This window comes from Pseudomonas sp. TH06 (assembly GCF_016651305.1).
Lineage (GTDB): Bacteria > Pseudomonadota > Gammaproteobacteria > Pseudomonadales > Pseudomonadaceae > Aquipseudomonas.
Window position 1 is genome coordinate 420,486 of the sequence record NZ_JAEKEC010000003.1, and the last position, 19,159, is coordinate 439,644.

Here is a 19,159-nt window from a genome sequence, read left to right on the forward strand (position 1 = left end):
TGCAAGCCTTAAAGTTGTCCCGCACCCCTCTGGCTGTAGCCATTTCCCGCCGCAATCCGCGTGGCGCCGTGCTGTCAGGTGCCCTGCTGACGCTGATGCTGTTGGGCAGCGCCCAGGCTCAAGCGACGCCGGTCGACGTCAACGTCCCTGCGCAACCGCTGTCCAGCGCACTGCAACAGCTTGGGCAACAAGCCAACCTGCAGATTCTCTACAGCCCGGAAACCCTGGCTGGCCTGAAATCGAGTGCGGTCTCCGGTCACCTGGAGCCGAAACAGGCGCTGGACAACTTGCTGCTGGGGAGCGGCATGACTTATCAACTGACCGGCAACACCGTTTCGCTGGTGCCGGCGACCGGAGCAGCTGCGGGAAACGCACTGGAGCTGGGCGCGGTATCGATTTCCGGCAAGGCGCCGGGGTCGACCACTGAAGGCACCGGGCTGTACACCACGTACTCATCCAGTAGTTCGACGCGTCTGAACCTGACACCCAAGGAAACCCCGCAGTCGCTGACCGTCATGACCCGTCAGCGCCTCGACGACCAGCGCCTGACCAACCTCAGCGATACCCTCGACGCCACACCGGGCATCATCGTGCTGCGTGACGGCCAGGGCGCAGAGTCCGACGGTTACTTCTCCCGTGGTTTCGAGATCCAGAACTTCGAAATCGACGGCGTGCCGACCGTCAAGCGCATGGACAACTACACCCAGAGCATGGCGATGTACGACCGTGTTGAAGTGGTGCGTGGTGCCACCGGTCTGATCAGCGGCCTGGGCAGCCCTTCGGCGACCATCAACCTGATCCGCAAGCGCCCGACCGCCGAAGCTCAGGCCAGCGTCACCGCTGAAGCCGGCAACTGGGATCGCTACGGCACCGGCTTCGACGTCTCCGGGCCGTTGACCGAAACCGGCAACATCCGTGGCCGTCTGGTCGGCGACTTCAAGACTGAACAGTCCTGGGTCGACCGCTACAAACAAGATTCACAACTGATGTATGGCATCACTGAGTTCGACCTGACCGAAGACACCTTGCTGACGATGGGCTTCAGCTACCAGCGCACCGACGTCGACTCGCCAATGCGTTCGGGCCTGCCGACCCGCTTCACCGACGGCTCGCGCACCAACCTCAAACGTTCCTTGAACTCGGCGCAGACCTGGTCTTACAACGACCACGAACAAACCAGCTTCTTCACCTCGATCGAGCAGCAATTCGGCAATGGCTGGAGCGGCAAGGTTGAATTGACTCACTCCGAGAACAAATTCGACGAGGTCTTCAACTACGTCAACGGTGGCCTGAACCCGGACGGCAGCGGCACGACCCAACTGCCGGTGCGCTTCTCCGGTACCCCGCGCCAGAACAACATCGACGCCTACCTGACCGGCCCGTTCGGCCTGCTGGGTCGCGAGCATGAGCTGATCGCCGGTGTGACCCTGTCCCAATACTACGAAAACGTGCCGAGCTACGGCAGCTGGAAGTACGACTACAACACCTCCCCTGCCGGCGCCATCGACAACCTGCTGAACTGGAACGGCGACTCGGTCAAACCCGAATTCAACGTCACCGGCAAATCCACCGTCGACGAAACGCAATACGCCGCTTACCTGGCCACCCGCCTGCGCGCCACCGATGACCTGAGCATCCTGCTCGGCAGCCGCGTGGTCGACTGGCATCGCGAGATCGAAGACAAGCCGTACGGCGGTGCAGAAACCAAGACCAAGGAATCGGAAACCGGCGTCTACATCCCTTACGCGGGCGTGGTCTACGACGTCAACGACACCTGGTCGCTGTATGCCAGCTACACCAAGATCTTCAACCCGCAATCGTCGTGGGTTCGCGACATCAACAAAAAGCCTCTGGACCCGATGGAAGGCACCGGCTACGAAGTCGGCGTCAAGGGTAGCCACTTCGATGGCAAGCTGAACTCCAGCTTCGCGCTGTTCAAGATCGAGCAGGACAACCTGGCGATCTGGATCGACACCCCAGGCGGCAACACCTACAAATCCGAACAGGGCACCACCACCAAAGGTGCGGAACTCACCCTCGATGGCGAACTGGCCGAAGGCTGGCAAGCGTCTGCCGGTTACGCCTACGCGGTCAGCACCGATGCCGATGACCAGCGCATCGTCACCACCCTGCCCCGTCACAGCCTCAAGACTTTCACCAGCTATCGCCTGCCGGGCATTCTGGACAAAGTCACCGTTGGCGGTGGCGTGAACTGGCAGAGCAAGACCGGTGCCGACCTGCACACCTTCCAGCAAGGCAGCTACGCCGTCACCAACCTGCTGGCACGCTACGACATCAGCAAAAACCTCAGCGCCTCGGTCAACCTGAACAACGTATTCGACCGCGAATACCTCAGCTACGCCGGCGACCACGGCATGTACGGCGCACCGCGCAACATCATGACCGGCTTCAAGTACACGTTCTGATTTAACCACCGCAACACAAAAAGCGCCCCGGCCAAACCGGGGCGCTTTTTTTATGGGTAAAGGTTTAACGGACTACAAGGCGTGCGCTTTGAAAGGCATTTCCTTTCGTTGCATAGGAAACGTCCGATTACATAAAAGATGCATCCGCTGAAACCCTCTTTTCGCCGAAAACTCCCGCCTTATCTCCTGTCAGCGCCTACAGACGACTCGGATATTTCCCTAAGCACTTCGTTGTAACTTTGATTGGCAGGAAGCAACTGACTGCTTACCCGTTACTTATCGAAAAACAATGCACATTCAAAAGGATATGAATATGCAAAAACCACCGCCGTTCGTATTGACCGAGGCAGTCCACACGACTGCGACAGCGCCACAGGTTCAATGTTGTACGGCACTGGGAGAGATAATTTGAAAATGGTATTGAAGGCCAAGTTTGAGGAATACACAGAGTCAGAATATGCAGCCTTAATAAGTCGTTTGGTGGAGGGAGACTATTCCTCAGAGCGGGAGCACGGTGCAATTGTAAACAATATCGTCCGGACTTCAGAGCATCCAAACGGAACAGGGATTTTGTACTACCCGGCAGAAGGCGTTGAAGACAGTCCCGCAGGCGTTTTAAAAGCCATCAAAGAATGGCGAGCCGCCAACGGCAAACCAGGTTTCAAACCAAAATAGTCAGTTCCAGCTTAACCCTGTGGCGAGGGAGCTTGCTCCCGCTCGGCTGCGCAGCAGTCGTAAACCAGAGTTCAAGGTTTGCCTGACGCTCCGCGTATGGCAATTCAGGTCTGCTACGCAGACCAGCGGGAGCAAGCTCCCTCGCCACGGATTCAATATTGTCCGGTATTGGTAGAGATAATTTGAAAATGGTATTGAAGGCCAGATTTGAACACTACACAGAATCAGAATATCTCAGCCTTATAAACCGGCTATTCCAAGGAAATTACCGTTCAGAGAAAGAACACGATGACATTGTAGAAAACATCGTAAAAACTTCGGAACACCCGGATGAAATAGACATTCTGTACTATCCCGAAGAAGGCATTGAGGACAGCGCAGCCGGCGTACTAAAAGCCATCAAAGAATGGCGAGCCGCCAACGATAAACCAGTTTTTAAACCGGAATAGTCACTCCCTGAAAAACTGTCACCCAGATTAATCTCAAACTACACCACACGAAATACATATCCAAAAGCGGCAAGGTCTACGACATTGAAAACATCAGAGTCACCACACCAAAACAACACTCTGAAATCCACAAGGGAAAAAATTTAAATGCACAAACCAATTCTTTCCGATTACACCGAAGCAGATTTTCTGCGGCTCGTATCCGGAATTTGCAATGCGCAATTTGACTCGGAAAAAGAACAGGTCCGCGCAGTCCTGTTATTTGAAGAGCTGACTGAACACCCCCACGGCTCGGACATGATTTATTACGCCGACTCCGACGAGGAGGCGACCCCGGAAGCGATCGTTAGCAAAGTGAAGGAATGGCGAGCCGCCAACGGCAAACCTGATTTCAAACCAGAATAGAGTTCCAACATAACCCTGTGGCGAGGGAGCTCGCTCCCGCTCGGCTGCGCTGCAGTCGCAAACCAGAGTTCAACGTGTGCCTGACACTCCGCGCGTGCAGACTCAGGTCTGCTGCGCAGACCAGCGGGAGCAAGCTCCCTCGCCACGGGTTCAATATTGTCCGGTATTGGTAGAGATAATTTGAAAATGATATGGAAGGCCAAGTTTGAGGAATATACAGAGGCAGAATATTCAGCCCTGATTAGTCGCCTGTTCGAAGGAGATTATTCATCAGAGCGCGAACATGACGCCATCATTGAAAACATCCTACGCACGTCTCAACACCCTGATGGAACCGGCGTTCTTTATGACCCAAAAGAAGGCGTTGAGGACAGTCCAGAAGGTGTTTTAAACACCATCAAAGAATGGCGAGCCGCCAACGGCAAACCAGGTTTCAAACCGGAATAGTCAGTTCCTGAAACAAGCTGTCAGGACCGGCCTCTTCGCGAGCAGGCTCGCTCCTACAGGGACGGATGTTGATGGCCGGATGTGTGGGCGCACACATCCGGCCAGGGCGGATCAGACCGTTTCGGGATACATCACAGTGCGCAGCACGCTCACCAGTTCCTGATAGATCGCCTCCACCTCTTCGGTGATCATGCGCATGCGCAGGAAGTCGTGCACGTGGCCGCTGAATTCGCGGCATTCAAGCAATCCTCCGGTGCTGGCCAAACGTTCGGCGTAGGCGCGACCTTCGTCCAGCAGCGGGTCGAAGCCTGCCAGGGCGATGTAGGCCGGGGCGGCGCCGGCGAGGTCGTTGCTCAGCAGTGGCGAGAAGCGCCAGTCGCTGCGATCCTCGATGCTGCGGGCGTAGTGCTGGTAGAACCATTCCAGGGAATCGCTTTCCAGCAGGTAGCCTTCGCCGAGCAAGTCCATCGATTCACGGCGCTGCGAGGCGTCGGTCACCGGGTAGCAGAGCAATTGCAGGCGCGGTTTCAGCGCGCCGGGGGCGCGCGCCTCAAGCGCCAGCACGGTCGCCAGCGTGGCGCCGACGCTGTCGCCGCCAAACACCAGACGCGACAGGTCGAGAGCAAATTCATCAGCCTGTTCGCGCAGCCAATCCAGTGCATCGGCACAATCGTGCAACGCCACCGGGAACTTGTGTTCCGGCGCGCGACGGTAGCCGACCGACAACACTGCACACGGCGTGCGCGCGCAGAACTCGCGGCAGATACCGTCGTGGGAATCGAGGCTGCCGACGACAAAACCACCGCCGTGCAAAAACAGCAGCACCGGCAAGACACCGCCCTTTTGCAACGGACGGTACAGCCGCAAGGTCAGTTCAGCGCCGTCGCGGGCACGATGTTGCACCTCGCTCACGTCGACATCCGGCACGGCCCAACGCATCTGCTGCGAGGACTGCTCGAACGCCTCACGCGCCTGCTCGGGTGTCCCTTGGTGAAACGCGTCGTTCTGACTGTCTTCGACCAGATCAAGAAACGCCGCTACTTCCGAATTCAATGGCATGCATCACATCCCGGGGCGCTGCGCGCAATGCACACCGCCCCTCTCAAAAAGTTAAAGACCGGCTCAGCGCGCCGACTGTTGCAGGCAATGCTCGACCAGCGCTTCCAGCTCGGCCTGATACTGCTGCATCAAGGTCTCGATGGTGCTTGGGCGGAAGCGACGGGTGCTGTACATGCAGCGCATCGACAGCTTGCCGTCGAACACCTGACCGACGATTTCCAGCCAGTTGCCAAGGTTGGCGTCCAGACTGTAGACGTCGCCGATGTGCTCGTCCGCCGGCATCAGCATCGCCTGCTCATCAAAGGTCTGGTCGAACTGCCCCAGGTAGTTGAAGGTCAGTCGCGCCTGTGGCAACGCCGCCAGACGCTGTTGCACCGACGCATCGGCCATGTAGCGCAACGCGCCGTAGCCGACGCCCTTCTGCGGCACCGTCGCCAACTGCTCGCGTACCGCCAGAATCGACGCGCCGAAATCCTGCTCGGTCAACGGCGCCAGCCGAACCGGGAACATGGTGGTGAACCAGCCGAGCGTGCGGCTCAGGTCCAGCCCTTCGACCAGGTCTTCACGGCCGTGCCCTTCCAGTTGCACCAGTACCGACTCGGCCTCGCTCCAGCGACACAGCACACGACCGAGCGCCGTCAGCAGCAGATCGTTGATCTGCGTGCCGTACACCGCTGGCGCCTGTTTGAGCAATTGCCCGGTGCGGGTGGCGTCGAGGCCCATGAAGGTTTCTTCGCGGAAACGCACCAGATTCTTGCCACGCGGGTTGTCACACGGCAGATCCTTGCCCGGCTGATCCAGCTGTGCCAGCCAGTAATCCAGCTCTTGCTCGACCAGTGCCGGCACCTGCGCCGCGAGGCCGTCGGCCCAGACACGATAGCTGCTGGTGCGCAGCGCCAGTTGCGGTTCGCGGCCCTGACTGAACGCCTCGTAGGCCAGTTGCAAGTCTTGCAGGAATACCCGCCACGACACCGCATCGATCACCAGGTGATGCACCACCAACAGCAGACGCACCTCGCCGTCCGGCAGGTTCACCAGCAGGCCGCGCATCAGTGGCCCTTCGAGCAGGTTGAGGCTGCGCTGGGCCTGGTTGACCAGTGCGTCGAGTTGCTCGATGTCGCTGATCTCCCGTTGCCACAGCAACGGGTTGCGCTCAGCGATGCGCAAGCAGTCCGGCAACGTTTGATAGTGCTGCAACCAGCGGCCCTGGTCCTGATAGAAGCGCAGGCGCAACGAATCGTGCTGCTCGAGCATCAACCGCAGCGTCTGCTCCAGTGCCGGGGCATCCAGTGCCTGGCGCGAACGCAGCATCATTGCCTGGTTGAAATGATGCGGTTCACTCATGCCCTCGGCGAAGAACCACTCTTGGATCGGCAGCAGACCAAACGCGCCAGCCTGCGCCACATGACTGCTGTCGGCAGTCTGACTTGAGTGCGCGACCGCTTGCTGGTCGAACAGGTTGCCAATGGTCTGGAAGCGCATCAGGTCGCGCAGCTTGATCTCCAGTTTCAGTTGCGCATGGTTCCGTGCCCGGGAAATCACTTGCAGGCTGAGAATCGAATCACCGCCCAACTCGAAGAAGTTGTCGCTGATACCCACCTGCTCCACTTGCAGCACGTCGGCCCAGATCTCTGCCAGCCAACGTTCCTGCTCGTTGCGTGGCGCCTGATATTGATCGGCGCAGAACTCAGGCTCCGGCAGCGCTTTGCGGTCCAGTTTGCCGTTCGGCGAGATCGGCAGGCGCGCCAGACCAATGATCTGCAGCGGCACCATGTATTCCGGCAATTGTGCGCGCAACAGGGTCTTCAGACGGTCACCGGCGTTGTCGTCGGCGCTCACCACGTAACCGATCAACTGTTTGCCCGAGACGCCGTCACGGGCGATGACCACGGCATCGGTGACGCCGTCCTGAGCGCGCAGGCAGGCTTCGATTTCACCCAGTTCGATGCGGAAGCCGCGAATCTTCACTTGATGGTCGGCGCGGCCGACGTAATCGAGGATGCCGTCGTGACGCAGGCGCACCAGGTCGCCGCTGCGGTACAGACGACTGCCCGGCGCGCCGAACGGATCCGGCACGAAGCGCTCGGCGGTGATGGCCGCACGGCCATGGTAACCGCGGGCAACCCCGTAGCCGCCGATATACAACTGGCCGGACAAGTCTTGTGCCAGCGGATTGAGATCGTCGTCCAGCACCCACAGCGAGCGTTGGCCGACCACTCGCCCGATCGGCGCATAGGCGGCAGCGCAGGCTTCATCGTTCGGCGCTTTCCAGAGCATCGGCGTGACCACGGTTTCGGTCGGGCCGTAACCGTTGGTGATGAACTGCGGCTGCAACACGCGGCGCACTTGCGCCAGGGTCTGCTCCGGCACAGCGTCACCGCCCAGGCAGTAAATGCGCACCTTCGGCACGGCCATACCGCTGGCCTCGACGTACTCGGCCACCTGCTTGAGGTAGGCCGGCGGGAAGCAGGCGATGTCGATCGAACGGCTGAGCAAGGCGTGGCTGGTCTGCTCCGGTGTCCACAGTTCATGATCGCGCAGCACCAGGGTGCCGCCGAAGGCCAGGGTGGTCAGCCAGCGCTCATGCGCGCCATCGAAGGCGAACGACATGAAGTGCAGTTCGCGGGTGCTGGCGTCCATTTCGTACAGTTCGCGGATCGCCTGGCAATGCATGCTCAGCGGTCCGTGCGTCACCGCAACACCTTTGGGCAAACCGGTAGAGCCCGAGGTGTAGATCAGGTACGCGAGGCTGTCATCACAGGTCTGCACCCGAGGTGCGGTGTGCGGATATTGATTGCCATCGAAATGATCGAGATCGAGCAATGGCAGGTTCGCCGGCAGCGGCAAGCGCTGGCTGGCGGCGCCACGGCTGATCATCTGACGCATGCCGGAGTCTTCGATCATGAAGGCCAGACGATCGCTCGGATAATCGATGTCCAGCGGCACGTAGGCAGCGCCACTTTTGAACACCGCGAGCAAGGCCACCAGCATGTCGAGCGAGCGCTCGAGTGCGACACCGATCAGCACTTCCGGACCGGCACCCGCCGCGATCAAATGATGCGCCAACTGGTTGGCACGGCGCTCGAGTTGCGCATAGCTCAACTGCTCGTCGGCACATTCGGCGGCAATCGCCTCAGGGCGTTGCGCGGCAATCATCGCCGGTAACAGCTCGCGCCGGTGCACCGCCGCCGGTTCTGCGCCCCACTGCTGCAAGGCCTGCCATTGTGGCGCAGCCAGACGTTGCAGATTGCCGAGACGCTCGGTCGGCTGCTGCATCATGCTGTGCAGCAACACTTCCATGGTCTGGCGGATCCGCTCGACCGCTTCGACACTGAAACGATCACGCAGGAACAGGTACTCGATGGAGAACTCTTCGCCCAGATGCACCGCCAGGTCCATCGGGAAGTTGGTCACGTCATGGCTGGCCGAGGTGCCGAAGCGCAAGCCGCCCGGAGCCTGTTCCAGACGCTGGTCGATCGGGTAGTTCTCGAACACGATGATGCTGTCGAACAAGGCTTGCCCGCCCTGCCCCGACCAGCGCTGAATGTCCGCCAGCGGTGCGTGAGCATGTTCACGCAGGTCGAGGTTATAAGCCTGCAGACTGCTCAGCCAGGCGTTCAGCGGCTGTGCCGGATCGAGGGTCTGGATCACCGGCAAGGTATTGATGAACAGACCCAGCATGCTGCCGGCATTCGGCAAGCCTTCCGGGCGTCCGGCCACGGTGGCACCAAATGCCACGCTGTGCTGCCCGGTGTAGCGCTGCAACAAGAGCAACCATGCGCCTTGAATCAGCGTGTTGGCGGTGATGCCCTGCGCTCGGCAATGCTGCTGCAACAAAGCGGTCTGCTGTGCATCCCAACGGGTGTACAACGCCTGGTGACCGTGCTCGGCGGACTCGTGACGCGGGTGCATCGCCTGGCTCAACGCGGTCGGTTCGACCAGCGTCTGCAAGTGGCCGCGCCAGAACTGCTCCAGTTGCGCCGAATCCTGCTGCTGCAACCACGCGATAAAGTCGCGATAACGACCGCTCTCGCCTTCAACCTGACCGGTTGCGTAATGCTGCAGCACCTCGCCGAACAACTGCGAACTGCTCCAGCCGTCCATCAGGATGTGGTGGCTGGTCCAGATCAATTGGTACTTGTCCGCACCCAGACGAATCAGGCGCGTGCGCTGCAACGGCATGCGGTCCAGCGCAAAGCCCTGAACGCGCTGCTGGCGGGCGAACTCGGCGAGTTGCGCATCATCCATCGGCGTGTCCAGCGCTTGCAGGTCAACCACGCCCTGACGGTGGACGATCTGCAGGGGTGACGCCTGGCTGTCTTGCCAGTGGAACGACGTGCGCAGAATTTCGTGGCGCTGCACCACGCATTCCCACGCGGCACGGAAGCGCTCGATATCGAGGCCTTCCACCGACAGGTTGAGCTGGTTGACGTAGAGATCGTCGCCATCATCGGACAAGGTGTGGAACAGCATGCCCTGCTGCATCGGCGACAACGGATAGATGTCTTCGATGTCCGCGACCGCCACGGGCAAACCGTCCAGACGCGCCTGACTCAGCGCGGCCAGCGGGAAGTCCGACGGCGTCAGGCCGTGGTTGCCCGGAACCACGCAGTGGTCGATCAGCGCCGTCAGTTCACGCCCGTAATCATCGGCCAATGCCTGCACGGTCGCGGTGTCGAACATCTGCTCGCTGAAGCTCCACGACAGGCTCAGCTCACCGCCATACACCTGGCCGTTGACCGACAACCAGTTGCCCAGAGGGGCGCGATCGCTGAGGTCATTGCCGGCACTTTCGCCGGCCGGCAGGAACAGCGCAGCTTCGTCGAACTGGCTGTCGAACTGGCCAAGGTAGTTGAAGGTGATTTTCGGCGTTGGCAGGTCAGCCAAAGCCTCACGCGCCGACACATCGCCCAGATAACGCAAGGCGCCAAAACCGATGCCCTTGTCGGGAATCGCGCGCAGTTGTTCCTTGATCTGCTTGATCGAATCAGCGAGCCCGCTGGCCGGCGTCAGGTGCACCGGGAACACGCTGGTGAACCAGCCGAGGGTGCGGCTCAGATCGATATCGTCAAACAGGTCTTCACGACCATGACCTTCCAGCTGAATCAGCGCCGAGGCATGCCCGCTCCAGCGGCTGATGACGCGCGCCAGTGCGGTCAACAGCAGGTCGTTGACCTGCGTGCGATAAGCCGCCGGGGCCTGTTGCAACAGTTGCTTGGTCAGCTCAGGGGCAAGACGCGTCTGCACACTTTGCGCGTAGCGGTTTTCCAGGCTGCCGCCCGGGCGCTCGCACGGCAACGTGGCGCTCGCCCCCTGCAAGTGCTCACGCCAGAAGGCCTGTTCATCATCGAGGCTGGCGGTGTGCGCCTGCAGGCGTTCGGCCCAGGCTTTGAAGGCGCTGGTCTTGGCCGGCAACGCGACCTCGCGCCCGGCCTGAATCTGGCTGAACGCGGTGTGCAGATCTTCCAGCAGAATACGCCACGAGACACCGTCGACCACCAGGTGATGCACCACCAGCAGCAAACGCTGAGTGTGGTCCGGCAGATCGAGCAGCACACCTCGCAGCAGCGGACCGTCGTGCAGATTGAGGCTGCCCTGGGCCTGCTGACAGGTGGCTTCGATTTCACCCGGATCGGTCAGCGTGCGCTGCCAGAGCAGTGCTTGCGCAGGATCGATCGGGCGGTGAGTGGCTGTCCAGCCGTCAGTCGTTTCACTGAACGACAAGCGCAAGGCATCGTGATGCCCAACCAGTGCCTGAAGCACTTGCGCAACGGTGTCGGCGTGCAGGGTCATCGCCGGTTTGAGCAGCAACGACTGGTTCCAGTGATGCCGCTGGGGAATCTCGCTGGCGAAGAACCATTGCTGGAACGGCAGTAACGGCGTCGCGCCGCTGACCGGTCCCTGGTCGATGCTCAGCAGCGTGCCGCCCAGTTGCGCGACTGCCGCCAGTGCCTGCACGGTCTGGTGCTGGAACAAATCCTTGGGCGTGAACTGGATACCGGCCTGCCGCGCACGGCCGACCACTTGAATCGAGATGATCGAATCACCACCCAGCTCGAAGAAGTTGTCCGTGGCGCTGACACGTTCAAGGCGCAGGACATCGGCCCAGATCGTGGCGATGCGTTGCTCCATGTCGTTGCGCGGCGCCACGTAGCTGTTCTGCATCAGGCTGGCATCCGGTGCCGGCAGCGCCTTGCGATCCAGCTTGCCGTTCGGGGTCACCGGCAGTTGCGCCAGCACCATCAAGTGCGCCGGCACCATGTGCGTTGGCAGACTCTCCTTGAGGGCGTTGCGCACGCTGTCGCGCCATTCGCCCAAATGGGCTTCTGCCACCGACTGCGTCGGCACCAGATACGCCACCAGTTGCTTGCCGCTGGGCCCGGCATGCGCCAGCACCACGGCTTCGCGCACGCTGCTCAGTTCCAGCAGACGCGCTTCGATTTCGCCCAGTTCGATGCGGAAACCACGGATTTTCACCTGGTTGTCGACGCGGCCCTGATAGTCAAACACGCCATCGGCGCGCTCACGCACCAGGTCACCGCTGCGATACAGACGACTGCCCGGCGCCCCGAACGGATCGGGTACGAAGCGTTCAGCGGTCATCGCCGGACGATCCAGATAACCCCGGGCCAGCCCGGTGCCGCCCAGGTACAACTCGCCCATCACGCCCTGTGGCAACGCGTTGAGATCAGCGCTGAGCACACAGGTGCTGCGGTCGCCGATACGCGTGCCGATGGGTGCATAGGCCGCGCCGCACTCGTCATTGCGTCCGGCCTTCCAGATCAGCGGAGTGACCACGGTTTCGGTCGGCCCGTAACCGTTGATGATGTACTGCGGCGCCAGCGCGGCACGCGCCCGCTCGAAACTGTCGTTGGGCACGGCGTCGCCGCCGAAGCAGTAGATGCGCACTGCGGGCGGCTGGCCAACCTGTTCGGCGTGCTCGGCCAATTGCTGCAGGTACACCGGCGGGAACGCCGCCACCGTCACGCCGTGTTGCTGCATGGCGGTATAGGTCTGCTCCGGGCTCCACAGACTGTCGTCGCGCAACAACAGCCGCGAGCCATGGGTCAGCGGGGTCAGCCACCGCTCATGTGCGCCGTCGAACGCGAACGACATGAAATGCAGTTCGCAATCGTCCGGGGTCATTTCATAGCGCTGGCCGATGGCCTGGCAATGCATCGCCAACGGGCCGTGCTCCACGCACACCCCCTTGGGTTGTCCGGTGGAACCCGAGGTGTAAATCACGTAGGCGAGGTTTTCCGCCTGCACGTCGACCTGCGGCGCAACGTCTGGCCATTCGGCGCTCGACAGCGTGTCCAGGTCCAGTGCGCGCAGACCGGCGCTCAGCGGTAACTGGGTGCGCAGTTGCGAATCAGTGAGCAACAGGGCGATGCCCGAGTCTTCGATCAGATAGGCCAGGCGCTCGCGCGGATAACTGGCGTCCAGCGGCACGTAGGCGCCGCCGGCCTTGAGCACAGCGAGCAAGGCGACCAGCATCGATGCGCTGCGCGGCAGGGCTACGCCGACGCGCACTTCCGGGCCGACGCCTTCATTGATCAACACATGCGCGAGGCGATTGGCCTGGGTTTCAAGCGCGGCGAAGGTCAACGCCTGATCGCCACAACGCACGGCCTCTTGTTGCGCCTGCTGCGCCGCAATCACCGCAATGCGCTGATGCACCAGCAACGGGTCGGTGCAGGGTTGCGCACGATTGCTGTCCTGCAAACGGTTCTGTTCTTCACGGCTGAGCAGGGTCAACGCGCCAAGACGCGCATTGGCCGACTGCACGAATTGCTCCAGCAGCGAGGCCAGTTGTGCGTGCAAACGCACAATCGCCTCCTGGCTGAAATTCGCCGTGGCAAAGCTGTAATGCACCGACAGGGTTTCGCCCAGATTGACCCCGACCGTCAACGGGAAGTTGGTTTGTTCACGGGTGTCGACCGCGCCGAAATTCAGGCCCAGCGCTGAGCCTTGCTCCAGCGCTTCGGAGATAGGGTAGTTCTCGAACACCAACAGGTTGTCGAACAGGCCATCGCTGCCCTGCCCCGACCAGCGCTGGATATCGGCCAGTGGCGTGTGTTCGAAATCACGCAGGGCGATATTGAGTTCTTGCACGGTTTGCAGCCACTGGCTGACCGTCAGTTGCGGTTCCGGACGGGCAATCACCGGCAAGGTGTTGATGAACAGGCCGACCTGCTGCTCGACCCCCGGCAGGTTCGCCGGACGCCCCGACACGGTGGCGCCGAATGCCACGGTCGATTGCCCGGTGTAACGCTGCAACAGCAGCAGCCACGCCGCTTGCACCAAGGTGTTAAGGGTGACTTTTTGCTGGCGGGCAAATTCACTCAGGCGCAACGTGCCGGTGGCGTCGATCCACTGCTGATATTGTTCGATCCCGCCATTTGCGCTCGCCGAACGATCCGCCAGCCCTTGGGCCAGGCGGGTCGGCTCATCAAATTGAGCCAGACGCTCAAGCCAGAACTGCTCGCTGAGCTGACTGTCCTGACGCTGCAGCCAGGCGATGTAATCGCTGTAGCGGCCGATGGTCGCTGCAGGCACTTGCCCGGCATAGCGTTGCAACACCTCACCGAGCAATTGCGAGTTGCTCCAGCCGTCCATCAAAATGTGATGACTGGTGTAGAGCAGTTCGTGACGGTCTACAGCTGTGCGCACGACCACCAGGCGTAACAGCGGCACCTCGTTCAGGTCGAACGGACGGCTGCGCTCGGCCTCGGCCAGCGCATCCAGCGCCTCACTCGGCTGGCCGCGCCAGTCGTGAACGGTGAACGGCAGCGTGGCCGTGCGTTCGACGATTTGCAGTGGCTGCACTTGCGCGCCGCCCCAGACAAACCGCGTACGCAGAATGTCATGAGCCTCCAGCGCCGCTTGCCAGGCCTGACGAAAACGCTCGACATCGAGCCCTTCCACCGACACGCGCATCTGGTTGATGTAATCGCCCGAACCTTTTTCGTACAGGGTGTGGAAAAGCATGCCCTGCTGCATCGGCGACAGCGGATAAACGTTGTCCACCGCTTGCGGATCCGTGATCAGCTGATCGAGCTGCGCCTGGCTCAGGTCAGCCAACGGGAAGTCCGACGGCGTCACGCCGCGGTTGTGCGCCTCACAGCAATGGGCGATCAGCGCATTGAGTTCTTGCGCATAGTCGTCAGCCAGACGCTGGATCGTCGCCTGATTGAACATTTCGTGGCTGAACGACCAGCTGAGGTTGAACTCACCGCCATAGACCTTGCCGTTGATGTCCAGCCAGTTGGCCAGCGGTGCCAACGAACTCTGTTCACGGCCGGTGCTTTCACTGGCGGGCACGAACAGCGCGGCATCGTCGAACTGGCTGTCGAACTGCCCCAGGTAGTTGAAGGTAATGCGCGGTACCGGCTGCGCTGCGAGGGTCTGCTGCGCGTGTTCATCGCCCAGGTAACGCAAGGCTCCAAAACCCAGGCCTTTGTTCGGCACGCCACGCAGCTGTTCCTTGACCGCCTTGAGCGAGTCGGCCAGGCCCATGGCCGGGGTCAGGCGCACCGGGAACAGGCTGGTGAACCAGCCAACGGTGCGGCTCAGGTCGATGTCGTCGAACAGCTCCTCACGGCCATGCCCTTCGAGTTGAATCAGGGTCGAAGCCTGACCGGTCCAGCGGCAAATCACCCGCGCCAGTGCCGTCAGCAGCACATCGTTGATTTGTGTGCGATAGGCGGCGGGCGCCTGCTGCAACAGTTGGCGGGTCTGATCGGCATTCAGGCGGGTTTCCACACTCACCGCGTGACGGTTTTGCAAGGTCGCCGCAGGGTTGTCGCAAGGCAGATCGGCAGGCGCCTCGCCCAACTGCTCGGCCCACCATGCCAGTTCGTTGTGCAGCTCGCCGGCGGCGAACGTTTGCAGGTGTTGCGCCCAGTCTTTGAACGGGCTGGTCTTGGCCGCGAGTTTGATCGTCTGACCGTTTTGCAGTTGCTCGCAAGCGTTCTGCAAATCTTCCAGCAACACGCGCCAGGACACACCGTCGACCACCAGGTGATGGATCGCCAGCAACAGGCGCTGGCTGCCGTCGGCCACATTCAGCAGCACGGCGCGCAACAGCGGGCCGTTTTGCAGATCGAGGCTGCCTTGCGCGGCGTCGCACACCGCTTCGATTTCGTCGTTGTGCTGCACGCTCGCCTGTTGCAGCAACGGCTGGTTATCCGGCGCACGGTGCGTGGCCGTCCAGCCTTCAGCGCCTTCGTTGAAGCTCAGGCGCAAGGCATCGTGATGCGCCACCAGCGCCTGCAAGGCACGTTCGAGGACATTGGCATCGACCGTCTGCGATGGTTTGAGCAGCAGCGACTGGTTCCAGCGCTGACGCTCAGGAATCTGCAGTTCGAAGAATCGTTGCTGGAACGGCAGCAACGGCGTGCTGCCAGTGACGGCGCCCTGCTCGATGCTGAACGCCGCCTCGCCACGCTGGGCGACCCGGGCCAGACCTTGCACGGTCTGGTACTGGAACAAATCCTTGGGGGTAATGCGCAGACCGGCCTGACGCGCGCGGCTGACCACCTGAATGGAGATGATCGAGTCACCGCCCAGGGCAAAGAAGTTATCCGTGACGCCCACCTGCTCCAACCCGAGCACGGCCTGCCAGATCTCACACAATTGCCGTTCGCTGTCGTTGCTCGGCGCCAAATAGGTGTGCTGTTCCAGCGCTGCATCAGGTTTGGGCAGGGCCTTGCGATCAAGCTTGCCGTTGGGAGTCAGCGGCAGTTGTTCGAGGAACAGCAAGTGCGCCGGCACCATGTACTCCGGCAGGTGTTCACGCAGGCCGGCCTTGAGTACTTCGCGCAGCCGCGCTTGTTCTTCGGCATTGCCCAGGGCAGCGCTCGGCACGATGTAGGCGACCAGTTGCTGACCGCTCGCGCCTTCCTGCGCCAGCACCGCCAGTTCGCGCACCGCGTCTTGTTGCAGCAGGCGTGCTTCGATCTCGCCCAACTCGATGCGGAAACCGCGCACCTTGACCTGATGGTCGATACGCCCGACGTATTGCAGGTTGCCGTCAGCTTGATAACGCGTCAGGTCACCCGTGCGGTAGAAGCGCTCGCCCGGAGCGCCGAACGGGTTCGGCAGATATTTTTCTGCGGTCAACGCCGGTCGGGCCAGGTAACCGCGGGTGATGCCGGCACCGGCCAGATACAGTTCGGCGGCCACGCCTTGCGGCACCGGTTGCAGCTCGCCATCAAGGACATAGCTGGCGGTGTGCTTCAGTGGCCGGCCGATGCTCGGCTGGCCACCGGCCGTGCGCCGGGTCCAGGTCGAATAGGTGGTGTCTTCCGACGGGCCATACAGGTCGAAAACATGCTCGACCGTCGGTTGCGCGTATAGGGTGTCCACCAGCGCTTGCTTGAGCGGCTCGCCGGCCAGATTGATGATGCGCACGCTCGGCGGGATCTCGCCGCTGCGTTGCAGGGCGGCAATCGCCGACGGCACGGTGTTGATCAGGCGCACTTGATCGCGGGCCGGCAGCTGCGGCAATTCCAGCGCATTGCGGGCGATGACCAGCGAACCACCGTTGGCCAGGGTGACAAACAGTTCCCACACCGACAGGTCGAAACACACCGAGGTCGAGGCCAGCACGCCTTGAATATCGTCGCGGCTGTACACCGATTGCGACCAGTCGATCAGCGCCAGCACGTTGCGATGCGCAATCGCCACGCCTTTCGGTTTGCCGGTAGAACCGGAGGTGTAAATCACATACGCCAGGTTGTCGGCCGACACCCGCGTGTCCGGCGCATGCGCAGGGTACGCGGCGAAATCTTCGGCGGCGTTGTCCATCAGCAGCACGTCGGTATCGGCCGCGATCGCCAGATTGGCAGCGACCTCTCGTTCGGTCAGCAGGCACAACGCACGGCTGTCTTCGAGCATGTAAGCGACACGGTCGGCCGGGTAATCCGGATCGAGCGGCACGTACACACCCCCTGCCTTGAGCACGGCCAGCAGCGCGACCAGCAGATTCTCCGAGCGCTGCATCGCCACGCCGACCCGCACTTCCGGGCCGACGCCACGCTCGATCAAGGCATGCGCCAACGGGTTGGCCCGCGCTTCAAGCTGGGCATACGTCAGGTGCCGCTCGGCAAAGGTCACCGCCCGTGCATCCGGGGTCTGCGCCGCCTGGCGAGCGATCAACTGGTGGATGCACAGATCGCTGGCAAACGGAGCGTCCACAGGGTTCCAGTCGTGCAGCAAGACCTGCCGCTCACTGGCATCGAGCAACGGCAACTCGCCGACGCGCTGTTGCGCATCGCTGACGATACCCTTGAGTAACGCCTGCAAGTGCCGGCCCATCCGCTCGATGGACGTCGCCTCAAACAGGTCCGTGGCGTAGATCAGCGAGGCCCAAACGCCTTGCGGCGACTCGTGGGTTTCCAGGGTCAGGTCGAACTGCGCCGTGAGGCTGTCCCAGTTCACACTTTCAACCGCAAGCTCCGGCAATTGCATGGCCTGATTGGCCTGCCGCGCGCCGCTCTGATGGTTGAACATCACCTGGAACAACGGGCTGCGGCTCAGGCTGCGTTCCGGCGCAAGGGCTTCGACCAATTGCTCGAACGGCAGATCCTGATGCGCCTGCGCGCCCAGCGCCGATTGCCTGGCCTGGGCCAGCAACGCGCTGAACGGCATGCTGCTGTCGAGGCTGGCGCGCAGGACTTGGGTGTTGACGAAAAAGCCGATCAACCCTTCGGTTTCCGCGCGGTTGCGGTTGGCAATCGGCACGCCGATGCGAATGTCATCCTGACCGCTGTAGCGATGCAGCAAGGTCTGGAACGCCGCCAGCAACAGCATGAACATCGTCACGCCTTCACGGCGCGCGAGGTCCTGCAAGCCTTTGCTCAACGCCGCGTCCAGTTGCAGATCCAGACGTGCGCCGCGATAGCTTTGCACCAGCGGGCGCGGATGGTCGGCCGGCAGTTCCAGCACGCCCGGATCCAAACCCAGGTGTTCGACCCAATAGCTCAGTTGCCGCTCGCGCTCACCGGCGTCCATCCAGCTGCGTTGCCACTGGGCGAAATCGGCGTACTGAATCGGCAACGGTGCCAGCGTGGCCGGCGCGCCCCGACTGAACCCGGCATAGAGTTCGATCAGCTCGCCGACCATCACTTGCATCGACCAGCCATCGGAAATGATGTGATGTTGCACCATCACCAGAACGTGATCGTCCGGTGCCAGTTGCAACAGGCAGACTCGCAGCAACGCATCCTGTTCAAGGTCGAACGGGCGGGCGATCTGTGCTTCGATGGCCGCGCGCAAACGCGGCTCATCGACTTCGCCTGCCAGTGGGTGAACCTCGATCTGCAAGGCAAACGGCGCCTTGATCAGTTGAATGGCCTTGTCCTGATCACCTCGGGCAAACCCGGTGCGCAGACTTTCGTGACGTTCGATCAGCGTATCGAAACTGCGCTGCAGTACCGCCATGTCCAGGGCGCCGCGCAAGCGCAACGCCGTGGGGATGTGGTACGCCGCGCTGTCCGGCTCCATCTGCCAGAGAAACCACTGCCGCTCCTGGGCATAAGACAACAGCAGCGGTTCACCTTCGGTGCGCCGGAAAATCGGCGCGATGCCATAAAGGTTAATGCCCTGTTTGCCCAGTAGAATCGCCAGCGCCTTGCGTTTCTCGGGAGAAAGCGCGCCTACCGATTCAATCAACTGCTGCATGCCGTGGTCCTC

At 61.6% G+C, this 19,159-nt stretch carries 8 protein-coding genes; 6 read left to right on the forward strand and 2 right to left on the reverse strand.

All coding sequences use genetic code 11. The features are described 5' to 3' along the window. The first annotated feature begins 95 nt into the window (after positions 1–95). The 6 genes from JFT86_RS26775 (at position 96) to JFT86_RS26795 (ending at position 4,402) form a co-directional block, all read left to right on the forward strand. On the forward strand, positions 96–2,426 hold the full coding sequence (locus JFT86_RS26775; RefSeq protein ID WP_242489583.1) for a TonB-dependent receptor: 2,331 nt from the start codon (positions 96–98) through the stop codon (positions 2,424–2,426). A 414-nt stretch (positions 2,427–2,840) separates the two neighbouring features. Beyond that, on the forward strand, positions 2,841–3,101 hold the full coding sequence (locus JFT86_RS26780) for a bacteriocin immunity protein (RefSeq protein WP_201234038.1): 261 nt from the start codon (positions 2,841–2,843) through the stop codon (positions 3,099–3,101). A 158-nt stretch (positions 3,102–3,259) separates the two neighbouring features. Then, on the forward strand, positions 3,260–3,550 hold the full coding sequence (locus tag JFT86_RS26785) for a bacteriocin immunity protein (RefSeq protein ID WP_242489579.1): 291 nt from the start codon (positions 3,260–3,262) through the stop codon (positions 3,548–3,550). A 26-nt stretch (positions 3,551–3,576) separates the two neighbouring features. Beyond that, positions 3,577–3,777, forward strand: a complete 201-nt coding sequence (locus JFT86_RS29415; RefSeq protein ID WP_347340328.1) for a hypothetical protein — start codon at positions 3,577–3,579, stop codon at positions 3,775–3,777. Continuing rightward, positions 3,698–3,955: a bacteriocin immunity protein gene (locus JFT86_RS26790; protein WP_201239107.1), complete on the forward strand. Its 258-nt coding sequence runs from the start codon at positions 3,698–3,700 to the stop codon at positions 3,953–3,955. Before JFT86_RS29415 ends, JFT86_RS26790 begins: the two co-directional genes overlap by 80 nt. A 156-nt stretch (positions 3,956–4,111) precedes the next feature. Continuing rightward, positions 4,112–4,402 carry a bacteriocin immunity protein gene (locus tag JFT86_RS26795; RefSeq protein ID WP_242489580.1) on the forward strand — a complete coding sequence of 97 codons (291 nt, stop codon included), beginning with the start codon at positions 4,112–4,114 and terminating at the stop codon, positions 4,400–4,402. Between the two features lie 111 nt (positions 4,403–4,513). On the opposite strand, the gene JFT86_RS26800 is transcribed toward JFT86_RS26795, so the two are convergent. Both JFT86_RS26800 and JFT86_RS26805 read right to left on the reverse strand, forming a co-directional pair. Then, complete coding sequence (locus JFT86_RS26800; RefSeq protein WP_201239108.1) at positions 4,514–5,461, reverse strand: alpha/beta hydrolase; 948 nt, start codon at positions 5,459–5,461, stop codon at positions 4,514–4,516. A gap of 63 nt (positions 5,462–5,524) precedes the next feature. Continuing rightward, the gene (locus JFT86_RS26805; protein ID WP_201239109.1) at positions 5,525–19,147 is read right to left on the reverse strand and encodes a non-ribosomal peptide synthase/polyketide synthase; all 13,623 of its coding nucleotides are present in this window, start codon (positions 19,145–19,147) and stop codon (positions 5,525–5,527) included. Between the last annotated feature and the right edge of the window lie 12 nt (positions 19,148–19,159).